The sequence below is a fragment of the Enterocloster sp. OA13 genome, from assembly GCF_022440595.1.
GTDB lineage: Bacteria > Bacillota > Clostridia > Lachnospirales > Lachnospiraceae > Enterocloster > Enterocloster hominis.
In genome coordinates this window covers 694712-716963 of sequence record NZ_JAKNTF010000001.1, presented here as the reverse complement: position 1 = coordinate 716963, position 22252 = coordinate 694712, and the positions used below count along the sequence as shown (strand labels likewise).

The following is a 22252-nucleotide window of genomic DNA, read 5'->3' as shown; positions in this document are numbered from 1 at the left end:
GTATCTGCAGATGGTTGTATGGAAATACGTAACCAACAGCCTGCCTAAGTTATTCCTCTTTAAAAGGAAAACAGAAGCCCCAAGGAATTGCCTCTCCCTGGGGCTTTACTTTGCATCCAATGGACACAACAGCTTTTTTTGCTAAGATGAACTTATATCATGAACCATCTTATTTCGATAGCGAAATTATCTTAATTGCTTTTTGTTCCAATCATGAAAAAAATCTCAAATTTTATAAATCCTTATTTCATAAGGGATATTTTAGGATTTGCTTTAGCGCTCTCCTCGATGGAAACGGTGTAGGCTGAATTTTCTAGAGTTTTGGGCATGATTGTACGCTATAGGTGCGCTACTCTACACCTCTCATTCCTCTTGATTTCTATTTTTTAAAGATTCTTCTAACAATCTACATTCACCAAATCCCAGTTTATCAATTTCTGACCTTATATCTGTTATTGAACTATTGAATGCTGAACTAAAGGTAATTAATCTTACAATCAATGCTCTTGCATAATGTAGAGCATTTATTTCGTTTTGGTTGTCTCTATTTTCTTCTCCATTATGAAGATATTTGGATCTTGCATTATACAACTTCTTCATATTTTTATAAATTTCTTCGGAATTTTCCTTTGTTTCTCCCAAAAAAATAGCAACACTTCTCGACAATCTATAAGTTAATTCTGCATTACCATCAATAAACATTTCTAAAATTGTTACATGCAAAATAAATTTCACATCAAAATATGGAGTTCTTCTAGAAGTCAACCATAACTCTACCATTCTTCTAATCAAATCTTTATTTTTCTTAACTTGCTTATACTTTTCATAAAAGTTTTCTAATTCTAAAAATTCATTTCCTTCCAACACAAATTTAGAATAATCGTTCAAACTATAGTAATTGTGAAGAGGCAATCTTAAAATTCCCGTTCCGTATTTGTCAGAAAATTTATGTGGGTGCGAAAAAGATACAGCACTATCTTTAAACACAACTATGCTTTCTATAAACACAACTATTTCTCCAAAAATATCTATGGTATTTTCTTCTCTCTCCTTTCCTTGAAAATACAAATAATATTCTCCCTTTTTATCCTCATGTAAAAAATTGTCTGGCTGATTAGCTAATGTAAATTTACTGTATTCTAATAACCTATCACCAAATTCCCAAGATGTTAAATTTTCTTTTAGATAGTCTGCATTACTGTTTCTATATACTTTCTTTAATGTGAATCCACAAATCTTTTTTCCAACCAGTGTTTCCGAAATATTAGTAACAAATACTATTGCTTTTTCCACTATTCTTCTCCTTAATAAATAATTATTTCAATCCAACAACTCCTGATAACTAACCCCCAGCAACTCCGCAATCACCTTCAACTCAATATCCGTCACGAACCGTTTCCCACTTTCAATCCGCTGCACCGCATTCTTATCAATATCCAATCCTGTCATTTGCAACATATCCGCCAGTTTCCGCTGTGAAGTTTTCTCTGGCAGGCTCTCCCGGATTTCCTTTATCCTCTGGCCGCAAATATTATTTCCACCGTTTTCCGCCTTGTTTTTATACATAAAACGCTCCTTAATTGACATTCAGTGATTGTCATTTTCTCCATTATATGATAAACTAAGAATTATATTGACATTTAATGAATGTCAAAATATATTAAAAAGGAGAATTTCCATGAAAAGTCTACTGCTGAAATTATATGATGGAGAAGTATTCCCCGCTGACCAGTACACTCAGAACAGAAGTATACCGAAAAATGCGCCAGGAACACTACAAGCATTACGATGAATTTATGAAACAGCTAAAATTATTGGAACCACCGCTGGCCAAACGGTTCATTGAAATTATGGACGAACAGCTTGATACTGTCCCCATAGAAATGTCTGTAATGTTTATTGATGGTTTTCGCCTAGGCGCACGAATGATGATTGAAATTTATCAGACTGATTTCTCCGATACCAGTGAATAGCTGATATAAATGGAAAGGGCGAACCACGAGACCGTTTCAAATTTTGTGTAAACTCAAAAAACTGATACAAGATATGTCATTGGTTACCAAAGGGCAAAGCCGTTTTTTCGGGCCTTGCCCTTTCTCCGTATTATAATGCTGTTTTTGGGCATGTCAAGAAAAACTGTTTTGGCAGCCCGCTTCTGCTTATAATCAGGATAAACGCTCCTCGAAATATATCTCCAGCTGGGAGTGGATCTGGCCCCAGTCCTGGCGGTGCCCGGTCCATTTCTCCGTGATGTCCATCATCGCCAGATATAGCATTTTTAACAGACTGTCATCAGAAGGAAATACCGTCTTTGACTTTGTCACTTCCCGTAGCTGGCGATTGAACCCCTCTATCGTATTTGTCGTGTATATCAGGCGTCTCACCGCTTCTGGATATTTGAAGTATGTTGACAGATTTGCCCAATTCTCTCTCCAGGATTTCGATATCTTGGGGTACTTACCATCCCATTTCTCACTGAAATCTTCCAGGGTACCCAAGGCTGCATCCTCTGTCGGTGCAGTATATACCCGCTTTAAATCAGCCATTAGCGGCTTGATTTCTTTGTAGGATACGAATTTCGTTGTATTCCGGATTTGATGGATGATGCACTGCTGGATCTCTGTCTGGGGGTATACCGCTTTGATTGCCTAGGGGAATCCCGTCAGGCCGTCCACACATGCAATCAGGATATCATTTACTCCGCGGTTTTTCAATCCGTTCAGGATGGACAGCCAGAACTTTGCACTTTCATTTTGCCCCACATACATCCCCAGGACATCCTTCCATCCATGCCAATCCCTATGGCGATGTATACCGCCTGCTTTGCAATGCGTCCTTCGTTGCGTACATGGTAATGGATTGCATCCAGAAATACAACGGCGTATATCTCATCCAGAGGGCGTTCCTGCCACTCTTTTACGATGGGGAGTAGTCTGTGATATGGCTTATGGTGCTGTCGGGAATGTCAATCCCGTAGAGTTCCCTCATGTGGCTCTCGATGTCATTCGTAGTCATCCCTTTTGCGTACATGGAGATGATCTTTCCCTCCATGTCCTGAGTGACCGTGTTTTGATATTTCTTGATGACCTGCGGTTCAAACTCCCCGGCCCTGTCCCTGGGGATATCAAGCCCCATATCGCCGTAGCTGGTATGCATGGTCTTTTGGGAATGTCCGTTGCGGCTGTTGCCCGTATCCTTGTTGTGGGAATCGTATTTGGAATAGCCCAGTTCCTCGTCCAGCTCCTCGTCCAGAGCACCCTCCAGAATGACCGACATCATGTCCCTCATGACTGCATTCACATCGGTACCGTCTTTGATTTTCATATCATTCTGTTTTAAGTAGCCCTTCATAAGCTCCCGCATAGCAGCCTTCTGTGGTGTGTCGTTTTTTCTTGCCATAATAAAACCGGTTCTATACTGAATGTTGGGGTGTGCTGAAAAGCACACTTCCAACATTCTTTTGATTGTAATAAAATACATCTATAAGAAGCCTCCCAAACCCATTATTCCGACCAAAGTTTAATGTATATGGAGGTGACCCTTATAGATGTACCCTAATTATACCAAGACTTTCCTTAACTTGGAAGGTGTCTCAATTAAAAAAGTGGTCCAGGCGGACTCTTTCATTAAAATTTTTATCCTGTCACAACCGGCAGAACAGACCTGCCCCTGCTGTGGGGCTAAAACCAGACGGGTCCATGATTACCGCCTGCAGGAGGTCCAGGACATCCCCTTACAGGGTAAACACGTAATCCTGGTCCTTCGTAAACGGCGTTACCTCTGTACCTCCTGCCGCAAACGTTTTACGGGACCCTGCCCTTTCCTGCCCAGCTACCACCGCAGGACACGCAGGCTTGCATTCTACATTGTATCCCTGCTCCGCCAGACCTTTTCCGTAAAACAGATTGCTGGGCTTACCGGTGTTTCCGTCCAGACGGTCTGCCGGCTCCTGGATACCATCAGCTATCCTCCGCCCGACCGGCTCCCTCAGGCACTTTCCATTGACGAATTCAAAGGGAACGCTTCCACCGGCAGATATCAATGCATCCTGGTTAATCCGAAAAAGCGGCGCATCCTCGATATCCTTCCAGACCGGACCCAGGGTCATCTGGCGGATTATTGGCGCAGTATCCCCAGGAAAGAACGCCTGAATGTAAGGTTCTTCATCTGCGACATGTGGCGGCCCTATACAGAGCCTGCACGGACATTCTTCCCAAACGCAAAGATCATTGTGGATAAATACCATTTCATCCGTCAGGTCACATGGGCCATTGAAAACGTACGCAGACGGCTTCAGAAGTCCATGCCGGCCTCCCTGCGTAGGTATTACAAACGCAGCCGCAAGCTCATCCTGACCCGCTATAAAAAGCTGAAGGATGAGGACAGGCAGGCCTGTAACCTGATGCTTCTATACAGTGAGGACCTGCGCCAGGCGCACCGCATGAAGGAGTGGTTTTACGATATCTGCCAGATGGAAGCCTACCGTCAGCAGCAGCGGGAATTTGATGACTGGATTGCGGATGCACAGGGCTGTGGGATTAAGGAATTTGAGGACTGTGCCAGGACCTACAGGGCCTGGCGGAAGGAAATCCTGAATGCCTTTAAATACAGGCTGACAAATGGCCCGACAGAAGGATTCAACAACAAGATAAAGGTATTAAAGCGGAGCAGCTACGGATCCGGAACTTCAGGCGTTTCCGGACCCGGATACTCCACTGTACATCATAGGATAAGATGGTCGGTCATGCGGAGGCTTATTTGGTATGCCCAAAATCAGTAAGACTTGGAATCATGCATAAAAAGTGCTCTTATCATGAGACCGTTTCAAATTTTGTGTAAACTCAAAAAACTGATACAAGATATGTCATTGGTTACCAAAGGGCAAAGCCGTTTTTTCGGGCCTTGCCCTTTCTCTGTATTATAATGCTGTTTTTGGGCATGTCAAGAAAAACTGATTTGGCAGCCCGCTTCTGCTTATAATCAGGATAAACGCTCCTCGAAATATATCTCCAGCTGGGAGTGGATCTGGCCCCAGTCCTGGCGGTGCCCGGTCCATTTCTTCGTGATGTCCATCATCGCCAGATATAGCATTTTTAACAGGCTGTCATCAGAAGGAAATACCGTCTTTGACTTTGTCACTTTCCGTAGCTGGCGATTGAACCCCTCTATCGTATTTGTCGTGTATATCAGGCGTCTCACCGCTTCTGGATATTTGAAGTATGTTGACAGATTTGCCCAATTCTCTCTCCAGGATTTCGATATCTTGGGGTACTTACCATCCCATTTCTCACTGAAATCTTCTAGGGCACCCAAGGCTGCATCCTCTGTCGGTGCAGTATATACCCGCTTTAAATCAGCCATTAGCGGCTTGATTTCTTTGTAGGATACGAATTTCGTTGTATTCCGGATCTGATGGATAATGCACTGCTGAATCTCTGTCTGGGGGTATACCGCTTCGATTGCCTGGGGGAATCCCGTCAGGCCGTCCACACATGCAATCAAGATATCATTTACTCCGCGGTTTTTCAATCCGTTTAGGATGGACAGCCAGAACTTTGCACTTTCATTTTGCCCCACATACATCCCCAGAACATCCTTCCTTCCATCCATGCCAATCCCTATGGCGATGTATACCGCCTGCTTTGCAATGCGTCCTTCGTTGCGTACATGGTAATGGATTGCATCCAGAAATACAACAGCGTATATCTCATCCAGAGGGCGTTCCTGCCACTCTTTTACGATGGGGAGTATCTTGTCTGTGATACGGCTTATGGTGCTGTCGGAAATGTCAATCCCGTAGAGTTCCCTCATGTGGCTCTCGATGTCATTCGTAGTCATCCCTTTTGCGTACATGGAGATGATCTTTTCCTCCATGTCCTGAGTGACCGTGTTTTGATATTTCTTGATGACCTGCGGTTCAAACTCCCCGGCTCTGTCTCTGGGGATATCAAGCCCCATATCGCCGTAGCTGGTATGCAGGGTCTTTTGGGAATGTCCGTTGCGGCTGTTGGCCGTATCCTTGTTGTGGTAATCGTATTTGGAATAGCCCAGTTCCTCGTCCAGCTCCTCGTCCAGAGCACCCTCCAGAATGACCGACATCATGTCCCTCATGATTGCATTCACATCGGTACCGTCTTTGATTTTCACATCATTCTGTTTTAAGTAGCCCTTCATGAGTTCCCGCATAGCAGCTTTCTGTGGTGTGTCGTTTTTTCTTGCCATAATAAAACCTCCAAACTGTGTGATTTTATCTTACATCAGTTTGGAGGTTTACACAATCTTTGGGATGGTCCCCTTATCATAGAGCTGGGGCGGGATTTTAACAAATCCCACCCCAACTATTGACAAAGAGCCATAAAACCTCCAAACTGTGTGATTTTATCTTACATCAGTTTGGAGGTTTACACAATCTTTGGGATGGTCCTGAATCGCGACACGTTATGATAAACTGGCCAGTACCTTTCTGGGGTTCATATGCATTGCTTCAATCTTAATTTAGTTAAAATGACTAAGGATATATAATTTCCAAACATGCCCTTTTAATTAAATTCTTTACTATAATAATTGCTACAATATATTTTTGTAAGTTCTATGTATTTTCTTTGTATATTAAACAATGCTTTTTCATAAACTTGTTTCTTATTTTTATTTTCTTCCTGTTCATACTTTTGATCTAATATATCTTTTGTAGTTTTATATTTCTCTAATACATATGCAAACGCATGCAGCTTTCGATATAAACGTAAATCTTTCAACATCTGTTTTCCTTTTTCATCATCAGATTGAATTATTCCGTATTCATTTCTATAGAATATACTATTATAATCAACTTCAACAGGATTATAAAAGCAATCGTTGACCACTTCTCCTTTACCAATATTACCTGAATGCTTCTTTCCTTTCGTTCCATTACACTTTGGACACGAATACATCAAATTCTTATAATCATTATCAAGGCTTAAACAATTATTTTTTTCAAAAACCGCTCTAGGAACAAAATGATCTTTTTCAAAAGGCAAAGGAGCAACTAATTCATCTAATGTATTGCAATAGCAGCAATGATTATTAAAATCTTTTTTCAAATACGGTGAATATTCATTAATGTTATCAAAGTGTATATTTTCGCTTTTATTAATCTTGTGTTCTTTAAATCTATATTTTATCATGATACTAGTCTATACTCTCCTCTATATTTCTAAGTGTTTCCATTGTTTCTTTTAGTACAGAAATATCTAAAGTCTTATCAATCTGTGTCATTTCAAGTTTCTTGTACTTTGATAATTCATTTTCAATTTTTATAACTTTCGATAGCGTCAAATCTGAAAACTCATTACCTAAATTATTCAATTCTTGATCTAATTCTACTTCTAGCTTTTCCCTAAGCTGTACATAACGTTCCATATTTCTAAATATATTTTTAGTTAATTCTAAGCTCTCCGGCTTATCAACATTAAAAAACACTTCCTTATTATAAGTTTTATCAGGATCAACATACACAGAAGTTCTCGACATATCAACTGCAGCGGTTAATATTACAATAGGAAATTCTGTCAAAGTATCCTTTATTTGCCTTACGACATCTGCCCCAGTAAATATGTCTTTTTTGGTATCTATTTTATAATCCACTATTAATCCTTGGATGACGTTTTCATTTATATCGTTTTCAATTGCTCTAATAATTTGATTCTTAACTTTTACATGATCATCCACTTTATAAATGACAAAACTCTCTTCTGTAATTTCAGGAATATTATCAATAAATCTACCATTCTCCATTATGACTAATATGACATTATCAATTTCTTTTTGACGGTCTTCTAATATACCAATTTTATACATACTACACCTACTTTCTGAAATGCACTTTTAATTGAAATCCTTCTATATCTGTATCAACATATACCTCGCCATTATTACGGATAGTCGCTTCTCTTAAAATCCATAGACCTAACCCTGTTCCCCGTTCTTTCGTAGTCTTTCCCAATTCGAAAATAATTTGTGGACGTATAAAATATTCGGATGCCAGTTTTGGCCCATTATTAAATAGCCTAAGGATTAAATAGTCCATTTCATCCAAAATTTGTATTTCTATTAAGCGATTATCATTATAATCTTCTTCTAAAAAATAAGCAGAATTTAACAAAAAATTATTTAATATGATATTAATATCTGCAATAGATATAGATTTTATGCATTGCTCTTGACATGGAATAAAATTAACATTAATATTTTTCATCTGAAGCAATCCATTCCAATTATTAATTATTTTTTCTATTTCAAGATTTATATCCACTTCTTTAATATCCAGATTCTCTTTCTGTACCCCATCCATCGCAACATGTAACCATTCATTCAGTAATTTATCAGTATTGTTTAAATCTTCTATCCTTGGATACGGGTTATATGGCTTAGGCCCTTCATACTCTCCGCCTATCATATAATCAATACAACGTTTTAGTAATGGTGCACGACTTGCAAAATCCACAGAAATATAACGTAACTCATGAAAAAACGTATTTATTATGATGCCAGACGAACTCAGCATTTCCATTATTTGTTTCGCTTTTATTTCCTCAGTTTTTTCTTCAATCAAATCCGCTACTGCTTCTTCATATTCATATTTGCTATATTCCTCCTTTGAATCCTCTTTATATTCACCTTGATTATTTGAACTATTGTTCTCAGAGTCATCATCATCTTGCTTTTGTTTATTCTTCTTTCTATTTTTCACGCTATCAATGATTCTGTCTGTCGGGCTTAAACTACTTTTACATTCATCATACCACTTTTTATATTCTCTATAAAAATATTGTCTATCATATTCAAAAATTTTCAATACCTCTTTGAGCATCTCAACAAATATATAATAAGACTCATTAAGCATTAATCCGCCTCTATTACTAATATCAAATAAATTAGCATTAACATCTCGTTTTATTTTTACATTACCAATTAATTGATTAATCAATACACGCCATGCACCATTAGGATCCGCTGCACCAGCTGGACTAGCTTGTTGTCTTGCGCCAAGCCCTATCCAATCATACATTGGTCCCACATTATCTCCATATGGCCTAACTTTAAAGTCATCACGATATATTTTTATTCCAGAATAACAATCCAACAATTGCTTACGACTTCGGCTTTTTACTCGTTTCATTATATCATATTCTTTACTACTATTTTGAGACTTAAGAAAATAAAAATCACCAGAAAAGGCCCCAACACTTTTAACTCTATCTAGTGAATCTTCCAACTCTTTTACAATATCAATTTCAAATTTTATGATGTCATTATAATTTTCCCTACGATACGGCTGATTAGAAAACGCTTTTCGATTCCAAAAATCCTCCAAATAAAAACTTTTAGATTTATTGTTTACTTCAATATCAATTTTTCTTTTACTAACGTTAACCTCATTTCGAGTTAATTCTACATTAAGTTTACGCTCTCCATCATACTGAAATGTTATCTTATAATCAAAGTCAATCTTTTCATCTTTATCTTTGTCTGGTTCCATATTATACTTTGATTGATAAAGATTTGCTACATAAATATCAAATTGATCCAAAAAGCCTATTGGATTTATGCTATTAAGGCTTGAATTCACTTTTTCATATACTCTATCATTCCAAGCTTCACGAACTGGTGACAAAATGATTGTTGTCCCATGACTCCAATCATACTTTTTTACTTTTTCAAAACGATTACCTAATATGCTTTTCACAACCTCTTTATAAGCAATATTACTCTCTTTAACTTCTGCTCTCACCTCACTTAATAGCTTCACATTGGAAAACTGTTCCCAATCTAAGCTCCATTCAATGGTGTTACTATTTCCTGTTTTCGTATACATTTTTGAATTTAAAGATAATTTATCCAACGCAAAGCGTCCAATCCCTTTTTCTCCTGTCTTAACTCGTCCTCCCGGACTAGTTCTTTCCATTTCCTTTCCACTTGTAGCAATCTGCATCCATGATGTTTTTACTGTTTTCAAATCCATTCCTATCCCATTATCAATAATAACAATAGAATTATAAGAAAATAATATTTTTTGTATTTCATCTAAAAGTTGCCGACCTAAGTCTTCTTTAATAGAATATTTTCCATCAGATAATTCAAATTTATCTTTAATTTTCTCAAAATCTTTATTCGATATGATTTTTTTTAAATCCAACGCAGATAAAGGCTTTTGTATATCTGGAAATGGAATATCGAAATAAACATAAACACACTTTGCATCTGCATCATAACCATTTTTAACCAATTCAACCAACGCACCATCAGCATCTGCTATATTTTCTCTTCCAAGCAATCTTGCAGCTTTAGCACTCACTTCAAAAGAATATTCCATAATCTATTAACCTCTCTTTAAAACATAAAATCACTTATATCTTTCACTGATATCCGATAAGATGTAACTGTTGTCGGAGTACCGTGTTCTCTTACATACTTGTAAAACTCGTTACTTTCCAGTATTTGTTTTGCCTCTGTAAGTGTCATATCCTTTTGCGAGTTTTGTTTTATAAAATAACCTGCATATGGCACAGAATCAGCTTCAGCCTCATACGCAACAACATTATTAGTAATCACCATAGGTATGATAAGCTTCTTGCCAAATACCCCATATATAGATTGACTTCTACCATACTCAAACCATTTAGCATTCTTATCAGCTTTTCTATTCCCCAATTCTGCTTTAAATTGCTGTAAGTATAGACAAGCTTGAGGAAAATTTTTCAAAAATTCTTCCTCTGTATAATTTTTAATTTTATTCCCCTCTATTTTGTAAGGAAATATTATTTTAAACAACAAATCATTATCAACATTCTTTAAACTTTTTGAGCTTACTGCAGTTTTTAATAGACTTTTTTCTATTTTCATTCCATTAACATAGTAGTATAACTCATCTTCTACATATCTTTCTATTAAAAAAGCCTTATTATATAATGTTGCTACACCATTTGCGACTTTGAAAAAATCCCCAAACCGTTTTGTACCTACATTATTATCTATAAAAACCCACTTTGGTCCTAAATTCTGTTTTTCGATAACATAATCTAATTTCTGACTTACCAGCTCATAATTTAACATATTTGAAGTATTATTTTTCTCACAAATTATTATTGCAGATGTACTTATAATTCTTGGAAATATTTTTATTGATTTATAATCGTAAATCCTTGTAAGATAGGGTTTTATATAATCTCTTAACTCATTCGCAAATTTATTTTTAAAAATGCTATATGGTATTAGATAAGCTAATTTCCCCTTAACCCCTAATGATTTAATACTTGCTTCAATAAATGCATAACAATAATCAAATCTTCCTTTTTTACACACCTCAAAATTATTTTGAACAAACTTTCTTTCCTTTTCATCTAAATCATGATATGTAATATATGGTGGATTTCCAATAATAAAATCAGCATGCTTCTCCCTACTTTTTAAATAATCAGAGTTCCTCAATTTCCAATGTACATTTTTTATATGTTCGTTTTTCAATATATTATTTAATTTTTTTCTACAAATCTTCAACTCTTCTTTATCTATTTCATAAGCTATAATGTCATTAGATAAACCAATAGCTATTTTTTCACATGAATACCCTTGCTTTTTACAGTCTTTTATGTATCGTCGAACAATCTCAATTAATATATTTCCTTCTCCACATGAGTTCTCAATTACTTTACGACCATATAAATTCTCTATATAACCAACCTGATTTAACATAATTTCTACATACTCTTTAGGCGTCGGTACTTTACAATTTTTATTCTGTTTAGACATCACACAACTCTTTCCTTTTATCTTTCAAACATCATACTTTAATGATATGTTATACTAATTTACGAAATTTTGTAATGACGGAAACTTTAATCCTATAAAAAAATCTTTAAACTCACAATCATATATCATTTTCAACGCCAACAACTCATTAATCCTTATCGAATAATTATTGTGTTCCATTTTATTATAAGTAACTCTACATATATTAATTCCATATAATTCCAATCTGGCAACCACTTCAACTTGAGAAAACCCTTTACTAATTCTTAGCCTTCGTAAATTTTCTCCTATGCCAATCTTCTTTTCCTGTTTTAATTTCTGCATAATTCTGCCTCAATAATGTTCTATATTCAGTACATTATCTAATCATAAAATATGTCTTTATACATTTGGTACTAAATATAGTACATATGATAATTTATTTTATATCTACTAGCTCGTACAACTGCTATTCATAGCCTTTGCCATTGCTACTATTCCAAAGTAACAGGCTAAAACAAAAACCTCTTATAAATCTATTTACAACCTCTTTACTCACTCCACTAAAACGATTATAACAAATCCCAAGAACTTTAGATAGTCTATTTTAAATACGGATGGTAATCACTTATCTCTTACCTTATTACCGCTCTTATCCAAAGAAACGATATACTTTCAATTAGGCTACCAATTCGCCTGAATTCCCATATCAAGTACTCTTTCACAAAAATCCTCCTTTCTTTCTACATTCTTAATAATACCAGTGACGACGACCATAGTATCCAGCTTCTATAATTTTTTCTATGATGCTTCTCAATAGGACGCTAAAGGTTCATTTCAAAGGCTATAATCTCATTATTTCTCTGACAGATAAATTCTTGATGCTTGGCTAATATTTGTTCCAGCAAATCTTTCATCTTTTGCAGATTTTTTATTATAGTTGAATTTCTTACCGATTTCAAATCTGACAAAATTAACAATTATATGAGTGTGGATATCATTTTTATCTTTGTGGGTGGCATAACACAGCTCGTAACCTTAAAAGTATGGCCAACTCTCCCCCAATACCCCGACAATTTGATTTGCCTCTTCTAAAGAAATTTCCTCATTCTTGAGGAAACTCTGAATAAAATATATATACTGCCTCTCATCTGTCTTATTCTCTGCTCTTATCTTGTTCAGCGAATCAATCGACTGCAATTATAGTCTCCGATTAACCGTAATTCCATCTTTTCCTTGTAATTTTCTATGGAACAAGTATCAATCTGGCCAGCATTTAGCTGAGTGGCCAATTTCTTTTAAAACCTTTACTACTTCCAGCCCGCCTTCTTTTACGTGAATTTATTTAATAAGCAAGATAGAATGTATGCCTACTGAGATAGCCTTGATAGTTTCACTTTCTCCTTAATTCACATAATCTTCTGCTCTGTGGTACGAACTGCAAGACTTCGATTCCTTTTTCGATTAAACATTCGTTCTCTTTTCATTCGATTTAACAGGGGTTCAAGGGGGAATCTTTCCCTTTCCAAATTTTAAGTGGTATGCCACTTAGGAAGGTTTGTTATACTCGTCCGAGCATGTGTGCAGTCCGGATAAAAATGAAGCACGGCAAAAAGAAACCGTCCCATCCACCCAAGAAGAATTCGATTGTCTTCGGGATACTGTCAATGAAATACCATTTGTTGATATAGTCTTGATTGGGATATATGGCTTATGGCGACCATAGGAAATAGCGATTTTAAAAACCATTGATATTGATTTAAAGACGAAAACCATACAGGGCAACTTGAAGGTAGATGTCGGCAAACATCGAGTCGTGCCTATTCATTCCCCCATTTTCTTCTTAACCAAAAAGAGAGACAATCAAGCCGAAGAATATCCCTTCAAAGATGTGGACTCAACACCGGACGTAGGAAGACGGATTTCTTACGACAAATACTGAAACCGTTTCAGCAAAGCAATGTTTTGGCACAAGCAATCGCATAAAGCTTATTGACGGACATGCCATCACCAATATTACTGAAAAAGTTTACATCTACCGGACTATGGAGCAGCTGCAGTCCAAAATCAACAAAGTCAAAAGATGAAAAGGCATACCATCCCAAACTGATACATCTCTAAAATACAACTTCTTTTCAATCTTGTTTGTGTAAGTTACTTGTGGTTAAACACCAATTTTCACACCATTTCAGCCAATCTCAACAACGTCGGCAGTCCTTATAACACTGGATTTCTTAAAACCCACTTTTCGTTACGATTTCCAATAAAGAACAAATACATTTTTATGACAATAATAGACAGCTGGGAACCTATATGACCTGTGGCAAATACCGGAACCGGTTCGTAAATGTCATGATACGCTTGAAGCTAATCCATCGGCCTCATAAAACCAGACATATCTTCATCACAAAAGCCAAAGAATGTCATATAGACGAATATATTAAAACTCATTGTCGGTCACACCATAACAGATATTACAGAAAAACCTATATCAGCCAAATTATGGAGAAACTTCATAAAGAAATATGCAAGATAACAAAATAAGAGATGTCTCACAGGCGTTCACCCTAAAAAACATCTCTTATAATTTCAATTCTTTTGTGCGCTACGTGTACGCTAACTCGTGTTCTACACACTCAATTTCAGCACAACTCAAAACTTCTCAAACCCTTATAAAATAAGGATTTCTTAGAATTTCCCTTCCTTCGCCGCTTCCTCAATGGAAACCGCAATCGCAACCGTCATACCAACCATTGGGTTGTTGCCTGCGCCGATAAGACCCATCATTTCAACGTGTGCAGGTACGGAAGAGGAACCGGCAAACTGTGCATCGGAGTGCATACGTCCCATGGTATCGGTCATGCCGTAGGAAGCAGGACCAGCTGCCATGTTGTCAGGATGCAGGGTACGGCCTGTGCCACCGCCGGATGCAACGGAGAAGTACTTCTTGCCCTTCTCAACACATTCCTTCTTATAGGTACCGGCTACCGGATGCTGGAATCTGGTTGGGTTGGTGGAGTTACCGGTGATGGAAACATCAACGCCTTCCTTCCACATGATGGCAACGCCCTCTGTTACGTCATTCGCGCCGTAACAGTTAACCTTTGCCCTTAAGCCTTCGGAGTAGGACTTTCTCCACAGTTCCTTTACTTCGCCTGTGTAGTAATCCATCTCTGTCTCTACATATGTAAAGCCGTTGATTCTGGAGATAACCTGTGCAGCGTCCTTACCTAAACCATTCAGGATGACGCGCAGTGGTTTCTGACGGACCTTATTTGCCTTCTCAGCAATACCGATAGCGCCCTCTGCGGCTGCAAAGGACTCATGGCCTGCCAGGAAACAGAAACAGTCTGTGTTCTCTTCCAGAAGCATCTTTCCTAAGTTACCATGGCCTAAACCTACCTTACGCTGGTCAGCAACGGAACCTGGGATACAGAATGACTGAAGGCCTTCTCCGATTGCGGCAGCAGCGTCAGCAGCTTTCCTACAGTCCTTCTTAATAGCAATTGCAGCACCTACTATGTATGCCCAGCAAGCGTTCTCAAAGCAGATTGGCTGGATCTTCTTAACCTGATCATAAACGTCCAGGCCTGCATCTTTGGTAATCTTCTCAGCTTCTTCAATAGAAGCAATGCCATAGCTGTTTAATACAGAATTGATTTTGTCAATTCTTCTCTCATATGATTCAAATAATGCCATCTTCTTATTCCTCCTATTCGGTCTTCATCATTCTTTACGTGGGTCGATAATCTTAACAGCGTCAGCAACGCGGCCGTACTGGCCTTTTGCTTTTTCCCATGCTGTGTTAGGATCGTCGCCCTTCTTGATGAAATCAGTCATCTTGCCAAGGCTTACGAACTGATAACCAATGATCTGATCTTCTGCATCCAGTGCAATACCGGTTACATAGCCTTCAGCCATTTCCAAATAGCGGGGACCTTTTTTCAGTGTTCCATACATGGTACCAACCTGGGAACGAAGGCCCTTACCTAAGTCTTCCAGACCAGCGCCTACAGGAAGTCCGTCCTCAGAGAAAGCACTCTGTGTTCTTCCGTAAACAATCTGAAGGAACAGTTCCCTCATAGCTGTATTGATTGCGTCACATACCAAGTCTGTATTTAAAGCCTCTAAAACAGTACGTCCTGGCAGGATTTCTGCTGCCATGGCTGCGGAGTGGGTCATACCGGAACATCCGATGGTCTCAACCAGCGCTTCCTGGATGATACCTTCTTTTACGTTCAGTGTCAGTTTGCAGGCACCCTGCTGAGGAGCACACCAGCCCACACCGTGGGTAAGGCCGGAAATGTCTTTTACTTCTTTTGATTTTACCCATTTTGCTTCTTCCGGAATTGGAGCAGCGCCATGATGAACGCCCTGTGCAACTGTGCACATCTCTTCTACTTCATGTGAATAAATCATGTGTTAAAACTCCTTTCAAAAATGAATTTGATCAAGTACAGTGCCCATTTGTTAAATTTATCACATCATACTTGGTTCTATTCTCTCACAAAATACGACATTTTACAAGCATATTTTTTATTTTTGAGTCCCCCATCCACGCATCATACGCTGGAATACGATAAAGAAAATAATCCCCTTCACAATGCTTGATATGGTAAGTGCCCACCAGATACCGTTAAGCCCCAGGGCTGTCCCGCCCAGTAGAAGGGCCAGCGGGATACGGGCAGCTGTAAGTATGATGGTAATCACGGAAGCCTCCATGGTCTTTCCCATGCCTGACATGGCACCCACTGTCATCAGTTCCACACACATGAACATTTCCGAAAACCCAATGATGCGCAGATAATCCGCTCCAGCCGGTATGACCTCCGGTTCATGGATGAACAGGCTGAATATGGGGACTGCCCCGAAAATCAGAAGCAGGGTCGTGAACATTCCCCAGATAAACATAATACCCGCTGCCTTCATATAACCTTTCTTCACACGTTTTAAATTGCCTGCCCCGTAATTCTGTCCCACAAATGCATTGATGGCCGAGCCAAAACCCTCTGCTGTCATCCATGAGATGGATTCAATCTGTCCTCCCACCCTCTGGACCGCCACAGCCGTGTCGCCCCACGAAGTGACAAACCGTGTCAGTATCATGGAAATGCTGCAGTAAAGCATGCTCTGCACGGCGGAAGGGAAACCAATCCGTACCATGGTCTTTATATTGGACAATGGCGTGGGCTTCCAGACACGCATCTGGGCTGCCAGCACCGGGTCCTTTCTCATGGATAATACAAGCACCAGGCTGACAATGAACTGGGCCGAAACCGTGGCAGCCGCTGCTCCCGCCACCCCAAGTCCCGGGATTGGTCCCAGGCCAAAAATCAGAATGGGATCCAGTATGATATTGGCCCCCATTCCAATGCAGTTTGCCATCAGGGGGGTCCGGCTGTTGCCCGAGGCCGTATAAAGCCCGGTCAGGGTCTGTCCAATAAATGCAAATACGATAAACCCACAGGCAATCCTCAGATATGTAATGGCATTGGCAACCACCTGCGGGGAATTGAGATGGAAAAAGCCAATCAGCGGACCAGCCAGCAGGTTCGTCAGCAGTCCATATGCCGCTGCCAGCACAAGGGCCAGCTGCAGCGCTCCCTTTCCGTACTGGATAACTTCCCTTCGGTTGCCTTCCCCATAGGCATGGGCGGACTTTACCTGTCCTCCCATCCTGGCCAGGGTCACCACGCCGGAGGACAGCCAGGTATACATGGCGGCAGCTCCCACTGCCGCCACCGCATCACTTCCAACCATTCCAATCCATGCCATGTCCGTCAGGTTATATGCTGTCTGTACCAGGGATGTGGCCATAATAGGAACAGCCAGTTCCGTTAGGGACTTCAGGATATTGCCATTTAATAAATCTATATTCTTCTTCACAAACTTCACCTATCGCTATCATATTTTCATAATTTCAACCACTACTATACTATCTTTCGTCTTTATATGCAATACGGAAAGTATATGTCTTAGCATAGCCGGGTGGATGGATTATCTTTATATAGCACTTGGCTTATGTCTGTCCTATGGGAGCTTTTCCTAATATATAGAATTCTTCCCTTTAGTATATGGCTTTTCCCCTTAGTATATAGCTTTTCCCCTCTTAGTAGAAGGCATTCCCCTGCTGGGCTTCGCTTAATAGCGCCTGGATGATCAGGCGTTCCTTCTTATTAATACAGGTGGACAGGGTGACCAGCTTTTCATTTCCCTCCGGAATGATTCCGGTATCATAGATAGATGATTCCTTCATCTCTTTTAGATAGCCGTCCCATTCTTCCATAAGAAGGTTGGTTTTATAGGCGCCTGCATCATTTTCACTTCTAATCTGGCAGGAAAAAATGGGACACTCTTTCCATTTCCCCTGATAAAAGATCCGGATGACCGGGTGTTCACGGTAAAATGCCGTTTCCCTGTATTTCTTAAGCCCTGCAAACATGGAACCGTCCTTCATGTTGTGTCCGTAAAGGACCGTGTTGTCCGCTGCCAGGGGAATACTGCTGCAATCTGCAAAGATACTGCCGTTTATCTGTTCCTTCATCATAAAGTCATGGGTCAGGTAATATTGGTTGTCTTCATGTTGTACCACAGGGTAATCAATTTCGGTTCCTGGGATGGACAGCCAGAATTTATACCCAGGATTTTGCAGGATCAGTTCCTGCTCATTTATGGAAGGTGACGGATACGTAACGGGTGGTGAAGGCTGTATCCGCGGCATATGCTGCCCCATCTGCATCTGCGTATTTTTATAAGCGGTTTCCTTCACTGTACGGTATGTATTCCTTCCATTTATATAAGCAGATCCCATTTTAACAAGAACTGCAGAACAAATCATGAATCCGGCAAAAAACAGGATGGACAGCAGTCCACTGGTCCGCTTAAATACTGTCATCAGCTTACCGGACCCGTATCTGCGCCATATCCAAAAGGAAAATACACATCCTGCCATTATAGTCGTGGCTATGATAACAGTTACATATCCCGGCATCTCCATTTCCCTATGTGCCACGCTATCATCCGTACTTCCCTGGTCCATTTCCCCACTCTCATGCGCACCGCTGTTACCAAACACGCTCCTGTTTACTTCACCACTATATACAGCCGTACAGTCTGCAACCATCCGGCTTCCCTCTGCCGTCACATCCCTGTACCATACGCCTTCTTCCTCATAAGGTTCCCCCTTCCATTGAAGCCGTCCTATCCTGTATGCCTGGCTATCCAGTCCGGCCTGGGCTAAAAGCTTTTCTTTCAGATATTCCGGGAATCCTTCTCCCTGAAACTCAACCAGGTCATCCTCCATCAGATACCCGTCTGCCCCATAATCCAGGACCGTTACATCCAGCCGGAAACCATTTTCCCATCGCTTATTTGAAAAATGATAATCTGACAGGGGAAGCAGGACCTTCCTGTCCTGCCCCGTTATTGCATCGTGCGCCCATATCCAGGCGGATTGCGGAACCGGCTCCACTGCCTCCATTCCAGGATATATGATTTCATCTGATACATAGATGGTTTCCGAAGCCATTGTTCCGGCCTCTTCTCCTTGCTGTGCCGCCATACTGTCATACGGTAATATAAGTCCTGTCAGGATTAAAATCAGGATGACCCCCGCCATCTTTTTTCCACGTGACCATTTCGCTCCCTTTTTTACATACAAACTGACAGCAAAACCAATCAGGCAGAAGATTCCAAGGACAGCCACAGCAAAAACAGGCATATTATCTCCCGTCTGAACCCTATGCTTTGGCCCGGTCCCAAAATGGAAGGTACCATTTCCAAACCTGCTTTTAACCTTATATACGGCCGTAATCCTCCCTATCCGTTTTACCGGTATTTTTTCCTTCCAGTTATAAAGGGTGGTATTCCCCCGTACCTGTCCTTCACTGTCCACAGTAAACTCATAGCTGGTATCCGTTGCCGTATATCCTCCCGGCGCCGTCACTTCGCTTATGGAAAATGTTCCTGGCCCTGTTGGATGATATGTGACTATTCCGTTTACATCCGTCACTCCGTCAAATACTGCCTGGTCCGGTTCCTGTATATTCCGTACGCGCAGGCCAGTTCCCTCCAGGGGCTGTCCTGTATCGCCATCCAGCTTAGTGATATCGATACGCATATCCTGGTTAACAATCTGATAGTCGCCGCGGATAATGTCAGCGCCGTTTACCGTAAAGCTGTAAATTGCCGGATTCAGCGCATATCCTGACGGCGCTTTGGTTTCCTTGAATGTATAGGTGCCGTCTGCTGGTTTCTTTATACGGAAGCTTCCATTGGAATCGCTTACAGATGTCCCGATTATATTTCCCTGCTGGTCATAGAAGGTGAACTGCGCCCCTCCCACTGCGTTTCCTAAAGTATCTGTCTTTTTAAAGGAAATATATTCCGGTCTTGGTTTCGGCGTGCCGCCTCCGCCGCCGGATGAGGAAGCGGTACGGTTGGCATAATAGAATATCTGGGTGGTATGATTGCTGTCCGTCACTGTGATTTCCATGTCCTCTGCTTTTTTATAGCCTGGCGGTGCCTGGATTTCATGAACGATATAGGTTCCCGGCTCAAGACCATGGAATCTGCGGCCTCCTGATTCCTCCGACGTCCATTCCTGTATGATTTCACCGCTATCCTTTCGAATCAGCCGGAGCCTGGCGCCTGCAAGCAGCGTGTCGGTCCCGTCTTTTATTTTACAGATATCTATTATTGTCGAATAGTTCCGCATCTTCAGATGAAGGACTTCCTCCATGCCGTCTGTTATGGTAAATTCCACTGGCTCAGCCAGGATTTTAAAGCCCTCCGGTCCTTCCATCTCCATGAGACGGTAATCCCCGGCCTGTAAATCCCTGGTGAAATGTCCCTGCCGTCCGGTTGTCCACTGGTCTATTGTCTCCCAGCCCTCTGATTCCCCGTCTTTCCTCCGCTCAATGCGCAGTACTGCACCTTCCAGCATTTCCCCGGTGTCTCCCAGCAGCTTATCCGTAACCACGCGGTTGGAATCATTGGATGGATGGTAATCCAACACAATTATGGGGGTGCCCTCATCTATGTATTCGAACTGGAATTCATATGGCTTCAGGTTCAGCATATGTCCGGCTGCCGCCTTGGTTTCCCTGCACACATAGGTGTATGGTTGGAAATTTCCTTCCCGGTCCATGTAACCAATGGGCTGTGGCCGGAACCGGGCCTGTCCCCGGCTGTCAGTCATTACGGTTTCACAGACTCTTCCCGTGGTCTGATTGGTTAACTGGAATTCAACTCCGGACAGCTTTTCATCTGGACGGTCCGTATCACTTTTGATTATCTCAAGGATTCCATCCGGTATTTCATCCCTTATCTCTGTTTTCTGGATTATCCCTGTGTCGGTAACCGTGAATGGTACATCCACCGACTGAAGGAAGCCATATGGAGTTGTCTCTTCCCTTAATATATAATCGCCTTCCGGTATATATTCTATGAGATGGGGTTTTAAGTCCCCTGGCATAAATCCCTCCGGAATCCTGCCTTCTGTCTGGTCTTCCCGGGTGTATCTTCCATCCAGACCGCTGACCCACACTGCTTCTATATCCTGATATCCGCCTTCTTTTGTGGGCTGGTGGAGAACCAACGGTGTATCAGGGATATTCCCCTTGTCATCCACCGGATAGACAGTGAGTTTTGCCCCATGGACTTCCTTTCCGCCAGTGACATTTACCTTTGAAACCTCCATTTTCAAAGGTTCGTCACCCATCCGGGCGTACTGTATCCTCTCCAGATGGCCTATGTCCTCAATGGTTATCAGGATTGGACCTGACGTGGCATATCCCTCCGGATTACTTGACTCTGTAAGGACGTAGTATCCCACCGGGAGATATTCAAGACGTGTGGTTCCATTTTCCGTGTAATAATAACGGCCCTGATAGGTATTGGGAATCGGACGGAAATCATAATCATATTTCATGATTGCATGGATTCCTCCAGCATCCGGTGTTACCCTTCCGGTTGCAGCTACCTCCTGTCCATCCTGATACGTGGCTGCACGGAATGTAAATATGCTTGCCTCTGAATCATATTGAGGCAGGCCATCCTCAATCAGCGGATATCCCTTATCATCCAGGCGGGCACGGTACAATGTGAGGTACGCCTCGCTGTCTTTGTAAATGGTATCGTTGTTCTGTGTGTCGTATTTCCAGATATCAACAGCGGTAAAATCATCTTCCATCTCAAAGCTTTGGACATCGCCAGTTTCTGTTACATGGATATTGACTTGTGCCGACTGCACATAGCCCTGTTCATAAGGACATGCTGTCTCTTCCAGAACATAAAACCCAATGGGAATATGGTCAATCCAGTGAGGCTGTGCGGTTGGGATTGGCTGGCCGTTCCCATCCAGTTCCAGGTTCCCATCGTCATCATATGCTTGTGTCAAGTAGGGACGTAAAAAAATATGAGATATTTTTGAACCACCATCAAATCACATCGTTCTATTCCCTGACTGCCCTCATTATACCGT

At 40.8% G+C, this 22252-nt stretch carries 14 protein-coding genes and 2 pseudogenes; 2 read left to right on the top strand and 14 right to left on the bottom strand.

Features of this window, described 5'->3' with window-relative positions:
- Window positions 1-363: 363 nt before the first annotated feature.
- Entirely contained in the window at window positions 364-1293 is a 930-nt protein-coding gene (locus tag MCJ35_RS31830; RefSeq protein WP_025483025.1) for a HEPN domain-containing protein, read from the bottom strand.
- A gap of 27 nt (window positions 1294-1320) precedes the next feature.
- Entirely contained in the window at window positions 1321-1566 is a 246-nt protein-coding gene (locus MCJ35_RS03205; RefSeq protein WP_025483026.1) for a helix-turn-helix domain-containing protein, read from the bottom strand.
- Between the two features lie 137 nt (window positions 1567-1703).
- Here MCJ35_RS03205 and MCJ35_RS03200 point away from each other — a divergent pair, with 137 nt between their 5' ends.
- Window positions 1704-1973 (top strand): DUF6809 family protein, encoded by a 270-nt coding sequence (locus MCJ35_RS03200; RefSeq protein ID WP_240299355.1) that lies wholly within the window; start codon window positions 1704-1706, stop codon window positions 1971-1973.
- Between the two features lie 192 nt (window positions 1974-2165).
- On the opposite strand, the pseudogene MCJ35_RS03195 reads toward MCJ35_RS03200, so the two are convergent.
- Window positions 2166-3363, bottom strand: a pseudogene (locus tag MCJ35_RS03195) (IS256 family transposase).
- 184 nt (window positions 3364-3547) lie between these two features.
- Between MCJ35_RS03195 and MCJ35_RS03190 the strand changes: the two are divergent.
- Window positions 3548-4728: pseudogene (locus tag MCJ35_RS03190) on the top strand (ISL3 family transposase).
- Between the two features lie 252 nt (window positions 4729-4980).
- Here MCJ35_RS03190 and MCJ35_RS03185 read toward each other — a convergent pair.
- The 11 genes from MCJ35_RS03185 to MCJ35_RS03140 all read right to left on the bottom strand — a co-directional run bounded on the left by MCJ35_RS03185 (window position 4981) and on the right by MCJ35_RS03140 (window position 22168).
- Window positions 4981-6186 (bottom strand): IS256 family transposase, encoded by a 1206-nt coding sequence (locus MCJ35_RS03185; protein ID WP_240299775.1) that lies wholly within the window; start codon window positions 6184-6186, stop codon window positions 4981-4983.
- Window positions 6187-6539: 353 nt separating this feature from the next.
- Window positions 6540-7166, bottom strand: coding sequence for an HNH endonuclease (locus tag MCJ35_RS03180; protein ID WP_025483029.1), 627 nt, complete (start codon window positions 7164-7166; stop codon window positions 6540-6542).
- 4 nt (window positions 7167-7170) lie between these two features.
- On the bottom strand, window positions 7171-7839 hold the full coding sequence (locus MCJ35_RS03175) for a hypothetical protein (RefSeq protein ID WP_025483030.1): 669 nt from the start codon (window positions 7837-7839) through the stop codon (window positions 7171-7173).
- Window positions 7840-7846: 7 nt separating this feature from the next.
- The gene (locus MCJ35_RS03170; protein WP_240299353.1) at window positions 7847-10354 is read right to left on the bottom strand and encodes an ATP-binding protein; all 2508 of its coding nucleotides are present in this window, start codon (window positions 10352-10354) and stop codon (window positions 7847-7849) included.
- Between the two features lie 17 nt (window positions 10355-10371).
- Window positions 10372-11790 (bottom strand): Eco57I restriction-modification methylase domain-containing protein, encoded by a 1419-nt coding sequence (locus tag MCJ35_RS03165; protein WP_240299352.1) that lies wholly within the window; start codon window positions 11788-11790, stop codon window positions 10372-10374.
- Between the two features lie 54 nt (window positions 11791-11844).
- Window positions 11845-12114, bottom strand: coding sequence for a helix-turn-helix domain-containing protein (locus tag MCJ35_RS03160; RefSeq protein WP_051400566.1), 270 nt, complete (start codon window positions 12112-12114; stop codon window positions 11845-11847).
- 510 nt (window positions 12115-12624) lie between these two features.
- Entirely contained in the window at window positions 12625-12798 is a 174-nt protein-coding gene (locus MCJ35_RS31825) for a relaxase/mobilization nuclease domain-containing protein (RefSeq protein WP_081739049.1), read from the bottom strand.
- A 1659-nt stretch (window positions 12799-14457) separates the two neighbouring features.
- On the bottom strand, window positions 14458-15468 hold the full coding sequence (locus tag MCJ35_RS03155) for a GGGtGRT protein (protein WP_008721887.1): 1011 nt from the start codon (window positions 15466-15468) through the stop codon (window positions 14458-14460).
- 27 nt (window positions 15469-15495) lie between these two features.
- Window positions 15496-16188 (bottom strand): iron-sulfur cluster assembly scaffold protein, encoded by a 693-nt coding sequence (locus MCJ35_RS03150; protein WP_008721886.1) that lies wholly within the window; start codon window positions 16186-16188, stop codon window positions 15496-15498.
- 117 nt (window positions 16189-16305) lie between these two features.
- The gene (locus tag MCJ35_RS03145; RefSeq protein WP_155858385.1) at window positions 16306-17664 is read right to left on the bottom strand and encodes an MATE family efflux transporter; all 1359 of its coding nucleotides are present in this window, start codon (window positions 17662-17664) and stop codon (window positions 16306-16308) included.
- 214 nt (window positions 17665-17878) lie between these two features.
- Window positions 17879-22168 carry a SpaA isopeptide-forming pilin-related protein gene (locus MCJ35_RS03140; RefSeq protein WP_025483037.1) on the bottom strand — a complete coding sequence of 1430 codons (4290 nt, stop codon included), beginning with the start codon at window positions 22166-22168 and terminating at the stop codon, window positions 17879-17881.
- Window positions 22169-22252 lie beyond the last annotated feature (84 nt).

Bases quoted from the DNA above. Each gene is read 5' to 3' on its own strand.
- MCJ35_RS03150 (WP_008721886.1), bottom strand. From the start codon at position 16,188: ATGATTTATTCACATGAAGTAGAAGAGATGTGCACAGTTGCACAGGGC.
- MCJ35_RS03155 (WP_008721887.1), bottom strand. From the start codon at position 15,468: ATGGCATTATTTGAATCATATGAGAGAAGAATTGACAAAATCAATTCT.
- MCJ35_RS03200 (WP_240299355.1), top strand. From the start codon at position 1,704: ATGATGGAGAAGTATTCCCCGCTGACCAGTACACTCAGAACAGAAGTA.
- MCJ35_RS03175 (WP_025483030.1), bottom strand. From the start codon at position 7,839: ATGTATAAAATTGGTATATTAGAAGACCGTCAAAAAGAAATTGATAAT.
- MCJ35_RS03170 (WP_240299353.1), bottom strand. From the start codon at position 10,354: ATGGAATATTCTTTTGAAGTGAGTGCTAAAGCTGCAAGATTGCTTGGA.
- MCJ35_RS03160 (WP_051400566.1), bottom strand. From the start codon at position 12,114: ATGCAGAAATTAAAACAGGAAAAGAAGATTGGCATAGGAGAAAATTTA.
- MCJ35_RS03205 (WP_025483026.1), bottom strand. From the start codon at position 1,566: ATGTATAAAAACAAGGCGGAAAACGGTGGAAATAATATTTGCGGCCAG.
- MCJ35_RS03185 (WP_240299775.1), bottom strand. From the start codon at position 6,186: ATGCGGGAACTCATGAAGGGCTACTTAAAACAGAATGATGTGAAAATC.
- MCJ35_RS03180 (WP_025483029.1), bottom strand. From the start codon at position 7,166: ATGATAAAATATAGATTTAAAGAACACAAGATTAATAAAAGCGAAAAT.
- MCJ35_RS03165 (WP_240299352.1), bottom strand. From the start codon at position 11,790: ATGTCTAAACAGAATAAAAATTGTAAAGTACCGACGCCTAAAGAGTAT.